The organism is Rhizobium sp. AQ_MP (genome assembly GCF_014237835.1).
Classification (GTDB): Bacteria; Pseudomonadota; Alphaproteobacteria; order Rhizobiales; family Rhizobiaceae; genus Allorhizobium.
In genome coordinates, this window is the sequence record NZ_JACJVI010000009.1 from 112,978 (window position 1) to 130,892 (window position 17,915).

Annotated in this window: 13 protein-coding genes and 1 tRNA gene; 4 read left to right on the forward strand and 10 right to left on the reverse strand. The window is 62.1% G+C overall.

What is annotated here, in order from left to right; all coding sequences use genetic code 11:
- Positions 1-340: 340 nt before the first annotated feature.
- A complete protein-coding gene (locus H6M51_RS14720; protein WP_281418965.1) occupies positions 341-5,476 on the forward strand; it encodes a hypothetical protein in 5,136 nt (1,711 codons plus the stop codon).
- 356 nt (positions 5,477-5,832) lie between these two features.
- On the opposite strand, the gene H6M51_RS14725 is transcribed toward H6M51_RS14720, so the two are convergent.
- From H6M51_RS14725 to H6M51_RS14735, 3 genes are all read right to left on the reverse strand, one after another.
- Complete coding sequence (locus tag H6M51_RS14725) at positions 5,833-6,732, reverse strand: bile acid:sodium symporter family protein (RefSeq protein WP_185810567.1); 900 nt, start codon at positions 6,730-6,732, stop codon at positions 5,833-5,835.
- Positions 6,733-6,747: 15 nt separating this feature from the next.
- Positions 6,748-8,484 carry an AMP-binding protein gene (locus H6M51_RS14730; RefSeq protein WP_185810568.1) on the reverse strand — a complete coding sequence of 579 codons (1,737 nt, stop codon included), beginning with the start codon at positions 8,482-8,484 and terminating at the stop codon, positions 6,748-6,750.
- A 267-nt stretch (positions 8,485-8,751) separates the two neighbouring features.
- Positions 8,752-8,828: transfer RNA gene (locus tag H6M51_RS14735), tRNA-Arg, on the reverse strand.
- Positions 8,829-9,166: 338 nt separating this feature from the next.
- Between H6M51_RS14735 and H6M51_RS14740 the strand changes: the two genes are divergently transcribed.
- A complete protein-coding gene (locus H6M51_RS14740; protein WP_246780532.1) occupies positions 9,167-9,634 on the forward strand; it encodes a MarR family winged helix-turn-helix transcriptional regulator in 468 nt (155 codons plus the stop codon).
- A 3-nt stretch (positions 9,635-9,637) separates the two neighbouring features.
- Here the strand turns inward: H6M51_RS14740 and H6M51_RS14745 are convergent, their stop codons facing one another.
- The 4 genes from H6M51_RS14745 to H6M51_RS14760 form a co-directional block, all read right to left on the reverse strand.
- The gene (locus H6M51_RS14745) at positions 9,638-10,114 is read right to left on the reverse strand and encodes a hypothetical protein (RefSeq protein ID WP_185810569.1); all 477 of its coding nucleotides are present in this window, start codon (positions 10,112-10,114) and stop codon (positions 9,638-9,640) included.
- A 111-nt stretch (positions 10,115-10,225) separates the two neighbouring features.
- A complete protein-coding gene (locus H6M51_RS14750; protein WP_185810570.1) occupies positions 10,226-11,047 on the reverse strand; it encodes a transglutaminase family protein in 822 nt (273 codons plus the stop codon).
- A gap of 12 nt (positions 11,048-11,059) precedes the next feature.
- Positions 11,060-12,001 carry an alpha-E domain-containing protein gene (locus H6M51_RS14755; RefSeq protein WP_185810651.1) on the reverse strand — a complete coding sequence of 314 codons (942 nt, stop codon included), beginning with the start codon at positions 11,999-12,001 and terminating at the stop codon, positions 11,060-11,062.
- Between the two features lie 7 nt (positions 12,002-12,008).
- Positions 12,009-13,418 carry a circularly permuted type 2 ATP-grasp protein gene (locus H6M51_RS14760; RefSeq protein ID WP_185810571.1) on the reverse strand — a complete coding sequence of 470 codons (1,410 nt, stop codon included), beginning with the start codon at positions 13,416-13,418 and terminating at the stop codon, positions 12,009-12,011.
- Between the two features lie 385 nt (positions 13,419-13,803).
- Between H6M51_RS14760 and H6M51_RS14765 the strand changes: the two genes are divergently transcribed.
- Positions 13,804-14,688: a DMT family transporter gene (locus H6M51_RS14765; RefSeq protein ID WP_185810572.1), complete on the forward strand. Its 885-nt coding sequence runs from the start codon at positions 13,804-13,806 to the stop codon at positions 14,686-14,688.
- 80 nt (positions 14,689-14,768) lie between these two features.
- Here H6M51_RS14765 and H6M51_RS14770 read toward each other — a convergent pair whose 3' ends face one another.
- Entirely contained in the window at positions 14,769-16,199 is a 1,431-nt protein-coding gene (locus tag H6M51_RS14770) for a DEAD/DEAH box helicase (RefSeq protein ID WP_185810573.1), read from the reverse strand.
- On the opposite strand from H6M51_RS14770, the gene H6M51_RS14775 reads away from it, so the two are divergent.
- Positions 16,143-16,424 (forward strand): hypothetical protein, encoded by a 282-nt coding sequence (locus H6M51_RS14775; protein WP_185810656.1) that lies wholly within the window; start codon positions 16,143-16,145, stop codon positions 16,422-16,424. The two genes, H6M51_RS14770 and H6M51_RS14775, sit on opposite strands and share 57 nt — an antisense overlap.
- A gap of 74 nt (positions 16,425-16,498) precedes the next feature.
- On the opposite strand, the gene H6M51_RS14780 is transcribed toward H6M51_RS14775, so the two are convergent.
- Entirely contained in the window at positions 16,499-16,801 is a 303-nt protein-coding gene (locus tag H6M51_RS14780) for a DUF1905 domain-containing protein (RefSeq protein WP_185810574.1), read from the reverse strand.
- Complete coding sequence (locus tag H6M51_RS14785; RefSeq protein ID WP_185810575.1) at positions 16,798-17,913, reverse strand: DNA alkylation repair protein; 1,116 nt, start codon at positions 17,911-17,913, stop codon at positions 16,798-16,800. Before H6M51_RS14785 ends, H6M51_RS14780 begins: the two co-directional genes overlap by 4 nt.
- Between the last annotated feature and the right edge of the window lie 2 nt (positions 17,914-17,915).

The following is a 17,915-nucleotide window of genomic DNA, read 5'->3' on the forward strand; positions in this document are numbered from 1 at the left end:
TCTCTGTGAGAATCGTCCCATCTGTGTGTTCGCTCGCGATGGATGGGCTCAGAGTGTGTCCGGATCGGGATGCGCTTCTTTAACGGTGTGGGAAGCAGATGTCCGGTCTGCAGCATGATGCCCTCTCCAACGCCAGGCTCGGTCGAGCCATGTTCCAACCCAAGATATTCGTCCGCAAGGACAGCGCATGAGGCCGGTTCGTCCGGTCCCATTGCGTCAATCGGCCACCTAGGGCGCAGGATGTTCCCGGGGTCGTGACGGAGAGGCACAGGCAGTGCCCCTGCGACCGGTGGCAAAAGGAATGTAACGGCCAACCGCAAACGTTAAAGGCGCGCCTCATATGACTTCGATTATCTCTTCTTTGACCACTTCCCAGATCCGGTCGTTGTCCACGACGCTGATCGCCGGCCTCAAGACTGCGGATGTTGCGGCGTTGACGACCGCCCAGGTTGCCGCGCTCTCTTCCGTGCAGCTCGGCGCAATCGAGACCGAGGATTTCGATGTTCTCAGCTCGACTCAGCTCGGTGCCCTCTCGTCGACTGCGGTCCGCGGATTGACGGTCGATCAGCTCGCTGTGATCGACAGCGCCAAGGTCTCCGCGCTCAGCAGCCGTTTCCTGAACTCCTTGACCTCGACTCAGGTCAGCGGTTTCACGACAGAGCAGTTTGACGCGCTGTCGACCTCGCAGCTTAACTCCCTTGGTAGTGCCGCCCTCGCTGGCCTCGAAACCGACGACATGGTCACGCTGAGCTCGGCCGAGCTTGGCTCGCTCAGCACGCGTGCTCTTGCCGGGATCTCGACCGCCAATTTTGCGGTCTTGAACTCCGGGCAGATCTCCGGCCTGACCTCCGCTCAGTTCGCTTCGCTGTCGACCACCGTCATCGCCAACCTGACATCCGACCAGGTCCAGGGCCTGACGTCGTCGCAGCTCGGCGCACTGACCTCCAGCCAGGTGCGCGTCCTGACCACCGGCGCGATCGCCGCTCTCACCAGCAGCCAGGTGACCGCGATCAGCAGCCGTACCGTCGCGCTGCTGAGCTCCGACCAGGTCGCAGCCTTCACCACAGAGCAGGTTGGCGCACTGACGACCGGTCAGCTGGGCGCGCTCAGCAGCACCGCTGTTGCCGGCCTTGGCACCGATGATCTGGACACTCTGACTTCAACCGGCGTTGCCGCTCTTCAGAGCCGGACACTCGCTGCGCTGTCCACGGCCGCCTTCGCTTCTCTCGAATCAGGCCAGCTTGGCGCCCTGACGTCCGCTCAGATCGCCAACCTGACAACGGCACAGATCGCTGCATTGAACTCCGATCAGGCCGATGGCCTCTCTTCGACGCAGCTTCTGGGCTTGACGTCTGCCCAGGCAGTCGCCCTGAGCAGCGAAACGCTCGCATCGCTGTCGACGGAACAGGTTGCCGGCCTTGCCACCCGCGTCATCGCCACCCTGACTTCGGCCAAGGTCGCGGCTCTGTCGTCCGAACTGGTCGCGGCACTCTCGACCGGCCAGATCGCTGCGCTGTCTTCTGCAGCCGTCCTCGGCCTCGAGACGGAAGATGTCGCAACCTTCTCGTCCACCGAGCTTGCCTCTCTGAATTCTCGCGCTCTCGTTGCCCTGTCCACCGGCAATATTGCAGCACTCATTTCCGACCAGCTGGGCGCTCTGTCCACGACGCAGGTCGCCTTGCTGACCACGGCGCAGGTCGCTGCATTCGTCAGCGATCAGCTTGGAGGCCTGAATACCGGGCAGATCGCAGCGCTGACCACCGCCCAGGTCGTCGCGCTCGGAACCGGCAACGTCGCTTCGCTCACCACGGGGCAGGTGGCCGCCCTCAGCAGCCGTGCCGTCGGTGCACTGACGACCGCCCAGCTCACAGCCATGTCGAGTGCTCAGATCGAGGCCCTGTCTTCGGCTCAGATTGCAGCACTTTCTTCCAGCGATATCGCTGCGCTTGAGACCGAAGATCTCAATGCTTTCACGACTGACGAAATCGCGTCTCTGACCTCGTCGGCCTTCGCAGGAATCACTTCTGACAAGATCGGCTCGCTGACGACCGATCGCGTCGCGGCCATCAACTCGCGGGCAATCGCTGCTCTCAGCAGCGCCCAGGTTGCCGGGATGACGTCCGACCAGGTTGGTGCCCTGACAACCACTCAGTTGAGCTCTCTCACCTCGGTGGCTGTCCGAGCCCTCGAAACCGAAGATCTCGCTGCTCTCGACTCGGCCGATATTGCCGCTCTGCAGTCCCGTTCGCTGGCAGCCATCAGCACGGCCTCCTTCGCAAGCCTGACATCGGCCCAGGTGGTGGGCCTCACCACTGCCCAGCTCGCCGCACTTTCGACGGCTCTCATCGGCGCCCTGACGAGCGATCAGGTCGATGGTCTTACCACGACGCAGATTGCTACCCTGTCCTCCGGCCAGGTTGCGGCTCTGTCGACCGCTGCAGTCGCATCGCTCGACAGCGTTCAGCTTGGTGCCATCAGCACCCGCTCGATCGGCGCATTGGGCTCGGATCAGCTGAACGTTCTTACCTCGGATCAGTTCAGCGGTCTGTCGACCGACCAGCTCTCCAATCTGACATCCACCGCAATTCGCGGACTGAACACTGACTCGGTCGGGACACTCTCCTCGACAGAGATCGCAGTCCTGAATTCCCGCGCCATCGCTGCCCTGAGCACTGCCAATGTGGCAGTCCTGGTGAGCGGCCAGATCGCCGGTTTGACCTCCGGCCAGCTCGCTTCGCTCTCCACCGGACAGGTGGCCGTGCTGACGAGTGACCAGCTCGACGGCCTGAGCACCGCGCTCACCGCGCTGCTGACCAGCGCCCAGGTCAACGCCCTGACGACCGAGGCCCTCGGATCGCTCTCGACCGATCAGGTCGTGGCTCTGAACTCGCGTGTCATCTCCGCCCTCGGCTCGGCACAGGTGGCCGCCATGACGTCCGAGCAGATCGGTGCACTGACCACCGGTCAGCTCTCCGTTCTCACCTCGGCAGCCGTTGCCGGTCTTGAAACCGAAGACGTCGATGCCTTCGCATCCACGGATCTCGCCGCTCTGTCGTCTCGCGCCCTCGCAGCCCTGTCGACCGCCAACATCCAGGCTCTCGACAGCCTGCAGCTCAGCGGTCTGACGACGGCCCAGGTTACCGCGCTGACGACATCGCAGGTTGCGACGCTGATCAGCGACCAGTTCGACGGTCTCACCTCGGATCTGGTCGCCATGCTCTCCAGTGCGCAGATCAACGCGCTGACCTCGTCCACGCTCTCCTCGATTGCAACTGGTCTCGTCACCGCGATCAACACTCGTGCGATTGCCGCCCTCGGTTCCACCCAGGTGGCTGCAATGACATCCGACCAGCTTGGAGCTCTGACGACCGGCCAGCTGGCTGCTCTGACGACGGCTGCGGTCGCGGGTCTTGAGACGGAAGACATTGATGCCTTCACCACCTCGGATCTGGCAGCACTGTCCTCACGGGCTGTTGCATCTCTCTCGACGGCCAACATCGCTGCTCTCGACTCTGATCAGCTTGGCGGCCTGACAAGTGCCCAGGTTGCCTCGCTGACCACGGCACAGGTTGCCACCCTGACCAGTGATCAGATTGTCGGTCTGAACACGACCCAGGCCGGTGTCCTGAGCTCGACCCAGATCGCGGCCATGCTGACCGCCACGGTCGCCGCTCTGACGACAGCAAGTGTTGCTTCCCTCGACAGCCGTGCCGTCTCGGCCCTGACCTCTGCTCAGCTGACCGCGATGACCTCTGATCAGGTTGCAGCCCTCAACTCGACACAGATCGCAACGCTGACTTCGAGCGATCTTGCTGCGCTGGCATCCGAGGACATTGCAACCTTCAGCACGGATGAAATCGCCATCATCTCGGCGACCTCCATCACCGGCATCTCCACGGATGCCATGGCCGCTCTCAGCAGCGGACAGGTGGCGGCCATCTCCACCCGTGCAGTTGCCAGCCTGACTTCGGCTCAGATTGCGGCCCTGGAAAGCGACAAGATCGCGGCCCTGACGACAAGCCAGCTCTCGCAGCTCAGCTCTGCAGCGGTCCTCGGTCTCTCGACTGATGATGTTGGAACATTCGACTCCGCTGACATCGGTGCCCTGCAGAGCCGTGTCGTGGCCGCGCTGAGCACGGTGAACGTCGCTGCCCTGACATCGGCCCAGGTGGTTGGATTGACAACGGCCCAGCTCGCCGCACTGTCGACCGCCCAGGTTGCTGCCGTGACCTCTGATGCCATCGTCGGTCTCACCAGCGCCCAGGTTGCAGTCCTCAACTCCACTCAGGTGGCGGCACTGACGACCGATGCTCTCGCAGCGATCACCTCCACGCAGTTGCCCGGCGTGGCAACGAGCGGCATTGCTCTCCTGAGCTCTGCCCAGATCGCCGCCATGACGTCGAGCCAGTTCGACTACCTGTCGACCGCACAGCTCGCAGCGATCAGCTCGGTCGGTATCGCGGGTCTGGAAACCGATGACATTGCGACATTCTCTCCGTTGGATCTCGCAGCCATCAACACCCGTGCACTGTCCCAGCTCTCGACCGCAAACTTCGCGGCTCTGGACTCGGCTCAGCTCGCCGGTCTGACCACGGCACAGGTCGCCGCCATCACCACGGCTCAGATCGGTACTCTGACCACGGACGATATCGATGGCATCACGACCGTCGCCATCAACGCCCTGAGCTCGGGCCAGCTCGCAGCCTTCTCGACCGAGAACCTCGCTTCGTTCTCGACCGGACAGATTGCCGCGCTGAAGACCAGTGTGTTCTCGTCCCTGAACTCTGCTCAGGTACAAGCACTCACCTCCGAGCAGATTGATGCCCTGACGAGCGCGCAGTTTGCACTGCTCAGCTCTGCGGCCATCGCGGGTCTCGAGACCGAAGACATGGCGACATTCACTTCGACCGAACTGGGTACGCTGAGCACCCGGACGATCGCAGCACTGTCGACCGCGAACTTCGCTCAACTGACCTCTACGCAGCTGGTAGGGCTGACCACCGGCCAGGTCGCATCTCTGACCACGTCTCAGATCGCTGCCCTGAGTTCCGATCAGGTCGCTGGTCTGTCGACTGGCCAGGTTGCGGCTCTGACCACGACCCAGGCACAGAACCTGTCCTCGGCTGGTCTCTCGGGTCTGACAAGCGATCAGGTTATCGCCCTGACGACCCGAGTTGTGGGTGTCCTGACAACGGACCAGTTGGTCTCGATGACTTCGGACCAGATCGCGGCCCTGACCTCATCGCAGGTTGCCGTGTTGAACTCGGCAGCAATCGCCGCTCTGGAGGATGCCGACATCCTGGCCTTCTCCACCGACGATATCGCCGCGATCACCACCGCTGCGCTGGCCGGTCTCTCGACTGCGGACATCACCAACATGACCTCGGATCAGATCCTCGCCCTTACCTCGACGCAGGTCCCGGCGCTGAACTCGGACCAGACAAACGCCTACGTCGCAGCCTACCTGGCGATCTAAGCAGGGAGGCGCCCAGCGCGCCTCCATCGTCTGCGCCAAACTTGATGAGCCCCGCCGACATCCGGCGGGGCTTCCTCATTTTGGGGGACAAGACTTGTGCACCGCTTCGGGGCACAAAGGTATCCAAGGCCTGCCTCTGGCAAAGACTGCCTTACTAATTGGGGCGAGTGAGGTTTCGATAGCCGCACAGCCGCGATACGGCCTGACCATCAGGCCTGGCCATCTCCAGCGGTAAGGCGCCGCCTCGGTCGCTAAAGTCCGGTGAACCATCCTGACAAGGAAGAGCCCCGCCTACTTTTGCGGGCGGCGCGGCTCGTCGGTTACCTCAACTTCGTGGCTGGAGATGTAAGTCCGCTTCAGACGCGAACCTTGGCCGCATCACGCGCCAGAGCCTCGACGGTGGCCGTCCGCCGATACCACATCGTGATCATGGAGGAGGTGATGACGATGAACAGGCTGTAGAGGATCGGTATGAAGAGAACCTCCTGCTGCTGCGTGCCGGTGAACGACAGGGTAACGATCAGTGCTGCGAGAGGGCCGTTCTGGATACCGGTTTCAAGACTGACCGTGCGCGAACGATTGGCATCCTGACGAAGTGCCCGGGCGAGCCAATAGCCGAGGAACATGCCGAAGAGACCGATACCGATGGCAGCGATGTAGACGGGCAGGGGGGTGTCCAGCAGCATCTGGTAATTGCGCGGAACCCAGGAGCCGATGAGGAACAGGATGACGACCACGCCGAGCAGCGAGCCTATCATTTCGATCGTGGCGCCGACATTGGGGTTCATCTTGCGCAGGAACATGCCGAGCACAGTGGGCACGAGCAGGACAACGAGGACCTGTGCGACATTTCCGGCCGGGATTACGTAATCGCCCCCGAGCCCTGCAAGGCTGCTGTAAAAGCTGAGCAGGAAGGGAACGGTCACGACGGCAACCAGGGTCGAGACCGTTGTCATCATGATCGACAGGGCCAGAACCCCCTTCGAAAAGTAGGTGAATATGTTGCTGGTGGTGCCGCCCGGCATGCAGGCAATCAGGATCAGTCCCGCGGCCATTCCGGGCGGGAGCCCCAGGATCAACGCCAGCGCGTAACCCAGAAAGGGCATGATCATGTATTGGCTCAGGAGCCCGACAAGGATGCCTTTCGGCTTGCGAAATGCGATGAAGAAGTCGCGCCAGGTCATGGACGCGCCCATGCCCAGCATGATGACCATCATCATGATGCCGAGAAGTGTGGTTTCAAGTTCAGTCAACATGGTGTCCGCCCTCGCTCACTTCTTGAATTCTTGGGAAACTTCGGCCTTCAGATCCTTGCGCAGGATCTTGCCGATCGGTGTCTTGGGTAGCGATTCGCGGAAAAGGACCGATTTCGGCACCTTGTAGTCGCTGAGCAGGGTCCTGCAGTGCCGCCGGATGTCGTCTTCCGTCAAGTCGCCCTCAAAATCCGGGTTCTTCACCACATAGGCGCGCACCGCCTCGCCCGTCTTCGTATCTGGAATGGCCACGACGGCGGCTTCCAGAACGGCGTCCATCTTGGCGAGCGCGTCCTCGACTTCGTTCGGGTAGACGTTGAAGCCGGAAACCAGCACCAGGTCCTTCTTGCGGTCGACGATCTTCATATAGCCGTCCGCATCCATGACGGCGATATCGCCGGTGGAGAACCAGCCGTTCTGCAGTGATGCTGCCGTTTCCTCAGGGCGCTGCCAGTAGCCGAGCATCACCTGTCTGCCGCGAACAGTCAGTTCGCCCGGTTCACCCACGGGCACCGGTTTGCCGTCCCCGTCGACGAGGACGACGTCGCAGCCGGGGACTGGGATACCGATGCTGCCGGACCTGCCCCGCTCATCGAAGGGGTTGAAGCTGACGAGCGGCGAGGTTTCGCTCAGGCCATAGCCCTCGGCGATCGGGGTCCCGGTCATCACGCGCCAGCGGGTTGCGACGGCCTCGTGCAATGCCGTGCCACCGGCAATCGCCGCCTTCAGCTTGTTCGGCGGGTAGGCGGCGAACCATTCCTCGTTCATCAGGCCGTTGAACAGCGTGTTGACGCCGGTGATCCAGGTGATCGGATAGTTCTCGATCGCCCGCTGCAGGTTCTGGACCGGGCGTGGCGAGGGAATCAGGATGTTGCGGGCGCCAAGCTCGAAGAAGGTCATCAGGTTCGCCGTGAACGCGAAGATGTGATAGAGCGGCAGCGCAGTCAGCACGAGATCTTCGCGTGCCATGACACCGCCGGACACCGCGCGCACCTGGTCGAGATTGGTCAGGATATTGCCATGGGTCAGCATCGCGCCCTTGGCAACACCGGTCGTGCCGCCTGTGTATTGCAGCATCGCAAGATCATCGGGGCCGGATGCGGCCCACATCGCCTTGACATCCGCTCTGTGGGAGCGGCCCTTGGCGAGCGCCTCCTTGAGCCTCAGCACAGGGACGGAGAGCGCCGGCACCGGCGGCAAGGTCTTCGCCCAGACCTTCTGCACGCCTCGGATGATGATCTCCGGCAGTTTCGGGAAGAATTCGGGAACACCTGCAAGCACGACGCTCTTGATCCCCGTCTTGGGCACCACTTCGCTCAGCTTGTCGGCGAACATGTCGACGATCACGAGTGCCTTGGCGCCGGAATCATTGAACTGATGGATCATTTCGCTCGGCGTATAGAGCGGGTTGGTATTGACGAGGACGCAGCCCGCCTTGAAGACGCCGAAGGCAACGACCGGATAGGGCAGACCGTTCGGCAGCTGGACCGCGACCCGATCGCCCGACCGCAGCCCGCACTCATGATGCAGGAAGGCGGCGAAGGCATCCGACATCTCGCCGATCTCAGCATAGGTCAGGCTGCCGTTCATGCCGTTCGGGACGACGCAGGTGAAGGCCTTGCGCGGACCGTTCTCCGCGCAGGAGCGGTTTACCAGGTCGGCAATGCTGCGGTAGCGCAGTTCGCCCAGTTCCTGCGGAATTCCGGTGCCATAGGCCGCCAGCCACGGTCGCGGCGGCGTAAAGATGTGTTCCATATCAACTCCCCCCAGAGCGCTCTCCGGCGCCTTGCATTTTCGGGACCCGTGTCTCTTCGCAGTCCGGCTCCTCCCGAACGGGTGAAGGATGGAATTGTCTTTTGTTAAAGTCCAGTGATTTCGAGGGCTTGGCGGGGGCGTTCAGGCAGCTGAGGCACCGTCGCCGCAGGAAATCCCATCACGTCCGCGTTATCAGATGGCTTGGCGCCAACCGACGGATCATCGCAGGCTGCTATGAGTCCAGGCATGCCGGATTTTAAAGAAAAATGGCGCACCCGACAGGATTCGAACCTGTGACCTTTGGAATCGGAATCCAACACTCTATCCAGCTGAGCTACGGGTGCTTCCGGCGACAAGATGACTCGTCGTTTCCAAAGCGGTCATAGCGCAGTCACCAGCAGGCTTCAATCCGAAAAAACTTTCCGGGGGAGCTTCCGTTCATCTCAGTCCAAAGAAGCCTGGGCAATTTGCCTGCCCGACGAACAAATGCCCGCGCCTTTTGCAAGGTCAGGTGCAAGTTGCCAGCCCAAGCCTGCGTGTATCGGCCAAAATTGTTGAATCCCACAAAAGTGGGTGCCGTTCCGCCCTTGTGGCATCGGTTTAAACCGCTAGTATAATTGCAGAAGGGTCGCGCACGCCAGGTGCGGCTCTGCTGAGGGGCAATAAAGAGTATGGCGGGGAAATGCCTGAACTTAACATGGATGAATTGCTACCCAACACGTCCAAGCTAGACTTTTCAGTCATGGACGATGCTGTGGGATATCGCCTTCGACGAGCGCAGCTCGCCGTTTTTCAGCATTTCAACGAAGCCTTTTCTTCAAAAGGACTGCGCCCGACAGACTTTGCTGTCCTGCTTCTGCTGACCGACAATCAGGGCGCCAAGCAGAGCGAAGTTGCCGAGGCGCTCGGCATCCAGCGTGCCAATTTCGTCGCGATCGTTGATGGTCTGGAGAGCAAGGGCTTCATCGAGCGCCGCAAGTCCGAGACGGATCGGCGCGTGCAGTCGCTCTACATGACACCTGCGGGAGAGGCCTATCTCGAAGAGTTGATGCCGATCTGGCTCGATCACGAACGCTGGGTTCTGGATCAGCTTGGCGGCGTGGCCGAGCGCGACACGGTCAACCGTCTGCTGCGCCGTCTCTACGACTGATCTTTACCGACCATAACCGAGATCAAACCGGTTGATCGCTTCGTCGACCAGCCGGTTTGCTATCTTCATGCGCGTGGTGGCTGCCAGACGATACTCGGCGGCGACGCGATCAGGATGGTTGTCGCGGGCGAAGGCTCGACGGCGCTCGGCGAGCCGTTCGCGATCGTCCGACGGCACGAGCCCGAGATCCTCGGCGATCTCTTCCGGAGACAGTCTGGTGATCCAGCTCGGGGGAGGCGGCGGAGCCGGCGGTTCGGGGGGCGGGTTTTCGGTCTCATCCGGCATCAGCGAGAGATACGCGCCGAGGCGCAGATCGGGGCCGGACGATGCCGTGCCGGCTGGCTCGTCGGGCCGTTCCGGCACGAAGCTCGTCGGCAGCCCGTTGATGCGAAAGGCCGTTTCCTCCGCAAGCGGCTGTTCTTCGGCCTCCGCGTCGAGCCGGTCGACGACCGACTGGAATAGAGACTTACCGAACAGCATGCGCGCACAGTCCTCCGTTGCGACAATCCGCGCCGCACCCTTCGCCGAGAAGAGCAGGCCGAGATGGTGCGGGGCTTGCGTGAAGACGATCAGAGCGTCGTGGATCGTGCCTCAGCTTTGCGACTGGCTCTGGCTCTGGGAGGGTTCAACCACCAGCCTGACGGTCAGATCCTCCCCGGCAATCCCGATCCGCATGCCGGAAACGGGGGCCGCATCGGCGTAGCAAAGGCCTGTTGCGATCCGGACATAGCGGGCATCGGGGCAATGCTTGTTGGCAGCATCGAAGCCGACCCAGCCGAGGCCCGGCAGATGTACCTCGCCCCAGGCATGGGTCGCAACCTGCTCGACCCGGTCATCCATCAGCAGGTAACCGGAGACGTAGCGTGCCGGCAGGCTCATGCTGCGTGCGGCGGCGATGAAGGCATGGGCGTGGTCCTGGCAGACCCCGCGACCGGCTTCAAGCGCCTGCTCGGCAGTGGTTTCGGTCCCCGTTGTCCCCGGCTCGTAGGCGATCTGGGCGTTCAGCTTGCCCATCAGGTCGTGCATCTTGGCGAGTTCGTTATCACCCGTCAGGCTGCGAACCAGTTCGCGGGTCAGCTTGCCGGGCTTGGTGCGCGGCGTCTCACGAAGATAGAGCCAGAGCGGCACGAAACCCTGATGCGGCCCGAAAACGCCGGCGCGATCTTCCGTTTCGATTTCGCCCGAGGCGACGATGTGGACGCTGTGGCTGTTCCCCTCGGTCGACACCAGGTGTGTGTGATTGCCGAACTGATCGTTGAAGCCTGCTTCGACGGTTGCGCCATCCACGGCTATGTTCCAGGAAAGCACCTTCTGGCCCGGGCCGTCGAGCGGGCAGAGCCTGAGCCTCTGCAGGGAGTACTGTACGGGATCGTCATAGCGATATTCGGTGGTGTGGGTGATCTTGAGACGCATGCTCGATCCTGCTCAGCTATAGAACCGGTAACCCTCGGTGATCTCACTGCCCAACTTGTTGTTCTGGGCGATGAAATTATCGAGGAAGTCGTGCAGGCCCTGATCCATGATCTGATCGATCGAGGTGGATTTCAGGCTGGCGAGCACGGTGTCGGCCGTCTCGTGGGCGGCGAGACGCTGGCCATAATCCTTGCCGATATAGCCGAGGTTCGAGACAATCTTTTCGTAGCAGTAGGCAAGCGAGCGCGGCATCTGACCATTGAGGATCAGGAAGTCGGCGATGTTCGCTGCCCTGTATTCCCCGTCGTAGACCCAACGATACGAGCGGTGTGCGGAGACCGAGCGCAGAATCGATTCCCACTGCATGTTGTCGAGCGAGGAGCCGACATGGGTGATCGCCGGCAGGAGCACGTAGTATTTCACATCGAGAATACGGCTCGTATTGTCGGCGCGCTCGATGAAGGTGCCGATGCGGGCGAAGTTGTAGATCTCGTTTCTCAGCATCGATCCGTGAAAGGCGCCGCGGATCAGGCCGGCCCGGCGCTTCACCGTGTCGATCACTTCGGGCAGGTCGGCCGACTTTAGCTTGCGGGCGAGCATCTGCTTCAGCTCGATCCAGCATTCGTTGGTGGCTTCCCAGGTTTCGCGCGTCAGCGCCGTGCGCACCATGCGGGCATTGTTGCGGCCCGCATCAATGCAGGACATGACGCTCGAGGGATTGGCCGTATCGCGCAGTAGAAAGTCGATCGCGTCGGCGGCGGTCACCTTGTCCTGGCGCTCGGCAAACAGGCTGCGGACATCAGCACTCTGCAGCACAGCGTCCCAGTCGTCGTCGGAGGCGCCGGTGCGGGTCAGCGACATTCTGAGGCCCGCATCGACGAGGCGGGCGATGTTTTCGGCTCTCTCGATGTAGCGGAACATCCAAAAGAGGCCGTTGGCAGTTCTTCCGAGCATGACCATGTCAGTCCTCCAGTACCCAGGTGTCCTTGGTGCCGCCGCCCTGGCTGGAATTGACCACGAGGGAACCCTGTTTCAGGGCCACGCGGGTCAAGCCGCCGGGGATGATCTGCACCTTGTCGGAGACAAGGACATAGGGACGAAGGTCGACGTGGCGGGGTGCGATGCCCTTGTTGACGAGGATCGGAACCGTCGAGAGCGATAGTGTCGGCTGGGCGATGTAGTTGGAGGGGCGTGCCTTCAACTTGTCGGCGAAATCGGCGCGCTCCTTCTTGGTCGCGGTGGGGCCGACCAGCATGCCGTAGCCGCCGGAGCCATGGACTTCCTTGACCACGAGTTCTTCGAGATGCTCGAGCACGTATTTCAGGCTGTCGGCCTCCGAACAGCGCCAGGTCGGCACGTTTTCGAGAAGCGCCTTGCGACCGGTGTAGAATTCCACGATCTCGGGCATGTAGCTGTAGATCGCCTTGTCGTCGGAAATGCCAGTACCCGGGGCGTTCGCAATGGTGATGTTGCCGGCGCGGTAGACATCCATGATGCCGGGCACGCCTAGGCAGCTGTCCGGGCGGAAGGTGAGCGGATCGAGGAAGTCGTCGTCGACGCGGCGGTAGAGCACGTCGATCGCCTCATAGCCGCGCGTGGTGCGCATCTTCACCTTACCGTCGATGACGCGCAGGTCCGAGCCCTCGACCAGTTCCACGCCCATCATGTCGGCAAGGAAGGAATGCTCGTAGTAGGCCGAGTTATAGATGCCCGGGGTCAAGACCGCGACGCGCGGCTTGCCCTTGCAGCCGGGAGGGGCCAGTGAGGCGAGCGACTGGCGCAGCAGATAGGGATAGTCCTCGACGCGCTGCACCTTGTTGAGCTGGAAGAGCTCGGGGAACATCTGCATCATGGTTTCCCGGTTCTCCAGCATGTAGGAGACGCCGGAGGGCGTGCGGGCATTGTCTTCCAGCACGTAGAACTGGTCTTCGCCCGTTCGCACGATGTCGGTGCCGACGATGTGGGTATAGACGCCGCCCGGCGGACGGAAGCCGATCATCTCGGGCAGGAAAGCGACGTTCTTCTCGATCAGCTCACGGGGAATGCGGCCGGCCTTGATGATTTCCTGCTTGTGGTAGATGTCGTCGAGGAAGGCATTGAGCGCGAGCACGCGCTGTTCGATGCCCTGGGCCAGCTTGCGCCATTCACGGCCGGAAATGATGCGCGGGATGATGTCGAAGGGTATGAGCTTTTCGGAGCTATCGGCATGGCCATAGACGGCGAAGGTAATGCCGGTTTTCCGGAAGATGTTTTCCGCGTCTCGCGACTTGGCCAGAAGCCTTGCCGGGTCCTGGCTCGAATACCAATCGAAATAGTTCTGGTAAGGTCCGCGCGGAGCATCCTCCGCAGTGATCATTTCATCAAATGCCAATGGCGCCATCCCCTTTTTTGGTCATTTGAATACAACCATTTGGCCAATGCAAGGATGTTCGCAGGCTCCCTTGGTAGAATTGCCGGCAGATCGACCTGACCGAAAATGCAGCAATCGCGTAAAGTCTGGGCATATCGCTTCTTGTCTCTGCCGCCCTGCCAGGACAAGTCCCGCGTGAATTAGCAGATAGCCAGTTTCGAGATGCTGGTGGCGCTCAAAGTTGCCGAAAAATTGAGCATGTCGGTTTTCTGAAATTTTTCAGGGTCAGCCCAGTGAATGAAATTCACGGCTGGCTGCAGCAAAACTGTTTTGACCGGTGACGGCGCGCGCAGTATCGAGGCGGCTTGCCGGCGACCCTGGTCCGGTCCTCGAAAGGCAGTTATTCATGACCCTGACCCGGCTTGCACCCGTCCTTTTCGTTCTGCTCTGGTCGACCGGGTGGATCTCGGCGAAATATGCGACCTTCTTTGCCGATCCCCTGACCTTCCTCGTCGTGCGCTACGGGACGGCAGTGGTCCTGTTTTACATCGTCTGTCGGCTCGGGGGCGTCTCCTGGCCGAAGGATCGCGCCGGCTGGATGCACGCTGTCGTTTCGGGCATGTTCCTGCACGGGCTCTATCTCGGCATGGTCTGGTGGGCGATCGGGCAGGGGGTGCCGGCTGCACTTTCGGGCATCATCGCCGGACTGCAGCCGCTGATGACGGGCGTTGCCGCCGCCTTTCTGATCAGCGAGCGCCTCAGTCGCAGCCAGCAGGTGGGGCTTGTCATCGGCTTTCTCGGTGTGGCGATTGCGGTTCTGCCCAAGGTGGTGGTGATCGACGCGTCGACCATTCCGGCCTATGCGGTGGCGGTCAATGTGCTCGCCATGGCCTGCGTGACCGCCGGGACGCTTTATCAGAAGCGATTCGTCCGTGAGGGGGATCTGAGAGCGGTTGCGACACTGCAATATGTCGGCGCGTTGATGGTCACCATCCCGGCGGCGTTGGCGCTTGAAAACCTGCATGTCGACTGGAGCCTGGGCTTCTTTGCCACGCTCGCCTGGTCGGTCATCGGCATCTCGATGGGGGCGATTGCCCTCCTGCTTTATCTCATCCGGCGCGGGGATGTCTCGAAGGCGGCATCGCTGATCTATCTCGTGCCGCCGCTGGCCGCGCTCGAAGCGGCGATCGCGTTTGGGGAGGAGCTGACGGTGCCGATGATGGTCGGTACCTGTGTGGTCATGGTCGGAGTCTATCTCACCAATCGCAAGACGGTCTCGGCGTCGGATTAACGGGGGCATCTCCCCCAAACGGAAAATGGCGCGGTGGGTGCCGCGCCATCTCCTCACTTCGTCTGGCTTTGCGCCGCTGATCAGGCCTCGCGGCGGCGACCGCCGGCAGTGCCGGAGCGTGCGGGCCGTGCCTGGCCATTTCCGCCACGGCTCTGGCCATTGCCATTGGCGGAGCGATTGCCGCCATTGCCGTTGGCGCTGCGGTTCTGACCGCCGCCATTGCCACCCTTGCGGTGACCCGGCTTGCCAGCCGGACGGCCGTCGGCCTTGGCGCCGCCTTCGGACTTGTCACGGCCCTGGCCGCCCTGGTGGTTGCGGTTGTTGCCGCCGCCGCCAGCACCGCCACGGCGCTGCGGACGGACAGGACGCTGCAGGTTTGCCGGCGGCTCGCCCGAGGCGACCGGGATCTCGATGCCCATCAGCTTTTCGATGTCGCGCAGCAGGCGCCCCTCGTCCGGACCGCAGAAGGCGATCGCGATGCCGTCACGGCCGGCACGCGCGGTGCGGCCGATGCGGTGGACATAGGCGTCCGGCACTTCCGGCAGGTCATAGTTGAAGACGTGGCTGACGGCCGGGATGTCGATGCCGCGGGCGGCAACGTCGGTGGCGATCAGCGTCTTGATCTGGCCGTCACGGAAACCCTTCAAGGCGCGCTCGCGCTGGCCCTGGCTCTTGTTGCCGTGGATCGAGGCAACCGAATAGCCGGTGATGTCGAGATGCTTCATCAGCTTTTCGGCGCCGTGCTTGGTGCGCAGGAAGACGATGGAACGGCCGTCCGGATTGTCGTTGAGGATCTTCTTCAACAGTTCCGTCTTGGCATTCTGGCCAGCGAGGAAGTGTACGTGCTGTTCGACCTTGTCGGCTGCCTTGCCGGCAGGGGTCACTTCGACCTTGGCCGGGTTGGTCAGGAACTGGGCGGCGAGATCGGCGATGGTCTTCGGCATGGTGGCCGAGAACAGCAGGGTCTGGCGCTTCGGCGGGACCATTTTCGCAATCTTGCGCAGGTCGTGGATGAAGCCGAGGTCGAGCATCTGGTCCGCTTCGTCGAGAACGAGATGGGTGACCTGGCGCAGCGTCACGGCATTGCGCTCGATCAGGTCAAGAAGTCGGCCGGGGGTGGCAACAAGAATATCGGCGCCGGAGAGAAGCTGCATCTGCTGCTTGCCGATCGATGCGCCGCCCACGACCTGAATGATCTTCAGCGGGAGCTTCTGGTTGAAGGCGCGCAGGTTGTCGCCGATCTGGTTTACCAGTTCGCGCGTGGGGGCAAGGATCAGAACGCGGGTGGAGCGCGACTGCGGCCGGGCCTCGCTGGCCATCAGCGCTTCGATGATCGGCAGGCCGAAGGCGGCGGTCTTGCCGGTGCCGGTCTGGGCGAGACCGATCAGGTCGCGGCCTTCCATGACAAGCGGGATTGCCTGCGCCTGGATGGGGGTGGGAGTTTCAAAGCCGAGATGGCCGAGGGTCTTCACGATTTTCTTGGACAGTCCAAGGTCGTCGAAAGTGGTCAAAGCATTTGCCTTTCGGGGGCGCCAAAAACCATTCGACCGGGCCGCGTGTTTGCGAACCGGTTGGCATTGGCGTCAAGAACCCCGCGTGATTTGGGAACTTGTAAGTTGGAAAAACTTTCCAGCGCATCGGCGATGATGATCGCCGCATTCTCTTCGCGCCTTGCCTTCTTCGCGTCTCAGATGTCGCTGGGCTCGCTCACGCGGCGGCCGGAAGGTGAAAGCTGACCTGCAAATGGGCCCATTCGCCCCGGAAGTCAAGGATTTGTTTTGCACTGCGGTAAACACCTTGGGCAGGTGTTTCAGTCGATGAGGGTCAAGACCACGGCGATCCGGTCCCCGGCGGTGATCTCGGCGTCCTTGCGCAGGCGCGCGTTCAGCGGCAGCAGAAAGGACTGTCGCTGCTTGTCGGGAAAGAGAGAGGTGCGTGCAGAGGACGTGTTCACGTCGACGATGACCGCGATCGACCCGAGCGCATTGGGCCGACCGAAAAATCGGGCCTCGGAGGCGGCATCATCGGGTAGAAAGACGGCGTGCCAGCCGCCGGCGCCGTCGAACCGGATCACCTCTGCCTCGAACCGGATGACCTGGCCCGTAGCACTCATGCAGTTGTGGTGTTCGGCATGTCGAGACGGAAGTCGGCGCTGCCGACGGACCGGCCATTGACAAGGATTTCCAACCTGTGGAGGCCCGAATGGTAGACACGCGTCGTGATGGGACGCAAAGCGTGGCGTTTCATGACTGTCAACGTTTCTCCCGGCTGCAGTACCACGCTCTTGCCTTTGAACACCTTTGGCGAAAGGGAGCCATCTTTTTTCTGGTGATGGATCGCGTAGTCGAGGAGGACGGTTCGTCTTTCCCGGCTGTCGCTGCGCAGATGAACCCGGAAATCCAGTTCACCGGGGAAGACGATGTATTCTGTGTCGAATTCCAGTGAGGCGGCGACATCATCGAGTGGTTCGAAGCCGAAATTCGCGAGTGCCTTGGCGTGGCCCTTCTTTACCAGCGTGCGTGAAGCGTGTTTCAGCAGCCAGAGCCGTTCTTTCGACGCACCCTGCCGATGCCGGTCGACGAAATCGGCGACGAGGTCCGGATGGTCCTTGGCGATGTCGTTCAGGCTGTTTGCCACCGATCGGCGAACATAATCCTCCCCGTCGTCCAGCAGGGCCTCAAGGATGGGCAGGATGGGCGAGGGGTCCCGGACCAGGTCCGGCAGGCGCATGGCCCATGGCAGACGGGGGCGGGTGCCTTCGCTCGCGAGCCGGCGGACATGGAAGTCCGGGTCAGCAACCCAAGCAGAGATTATGCTCAGGGCCTTGTCCTGCTCGTCCGCAACGAAAGGACGGATGCCGAATTCCGCGGTGAAGTGCGGCGTCAGGGACTTCAGGAGGTTTAGGGACACCTCCCGATGACCGCGTCCATGGGCGGCAATGTACTGGTTGAAGGAGAGGAGCGCCCAGCCGCTGAGGCCCGGATGCTCCGGTGTCGGCAGGCAGTCCTGCAGGATCGTGGCCGTCTTCGCGAAGTCCTCAGGCAGATGGCGGCGGAGTGCGTCGGCGATGCACTGGCCTCGCTGCATGAGTTCGAGCGCCTCGATCTCTGCAAGCACCTCGGCGAGGAACCGGTTGCGGTCGAAGGACGCCCAAGCCCGCGCCACGGCATTTGCCGTGTCGCGGGTCGTTTGAGGCCCGATCAGGTGTTTCAAAGGTTCGGCCATTC

Bases quoted from the DNA above. Each gene is read 5' to 3' on its own strand.
- H6M51_RS14775 (WP_185810656.1), top strand. From the start codon at position 16,143: ATGGCCGAGGGTCTTCACGATTTTCTTGGACAGTCCAAGGTCGTCGAA.
- H6M51_RS14765 (WP_185810572.1), top strand. From the start codon at position 13,804: ATGACCCTGACCCGGCTTGCACCCGTCCTTTTCGTTCTGCTCTGGTCG.
- H6M51_RS14750 (WP_185810570.1), bottom strand. From the start codon at position 11,047: ATGCGTCTCAAGATCACCCACACCACCGAATATCGCTATGACGATCCC.
- H6M51_RS14785 (WP_185810575.1), bottom strand. From the start codon at position 17,913: ATGGCCGAACCTTTGAAACACCTGATCGGGCCTCAAACGACCCGCGAC.
- H6M51_RS14740 (WP_246780532.1), top strand. From the start codon at position 9,167: ATGCCTGAACTTAACATGGATGAATTGCTACCCAACACGTCCAAGCTA.
- H6M51_RS14725 (WP_185810567.1), bottom strand. From the start codon at position 6,732: ATGTTGACTGAACTTGAAACCACACTTCTCGGCATCATGATGATGGTC.
- H6M51_RS14780 (WP_185810574.1), bottom strand. From the start codon at position 16,801: ATGAGTGCTACGGGCCAGGTCATCCGGTTCGAGGCAGAGGTGATCCGG.
- H6M51_RS14745 (WP_185810569.1), bottom strand. From the start codon at position 10,114: ATGCTGTTCGGTAAGTCTCTATTCCAGTCGGTCGTCGACCGGCTCGAC.
- H6M51_RS14720 (WP_281418965.1), top strand. From the start codon at position 341: ATGACTTCGATTATCTCTTCTTTGACCACTTCCCAGATCCGGTCGTTG.
- H6M51_RS14755 (WP_185810651.1), bottom strand. From the start codon at position 12,001: ATGCTCGGAAGAACTGCCAACGGCCTCTTTTGGATGTTCCGCTACATC.
- H6M51_RS14730 (WP_185810568.1), bottom strand. From the start codon at position 8,484: ATGGAACACATCTTTACGCCGCCGCGACCGTGGCTGGCGGCCTATGGC.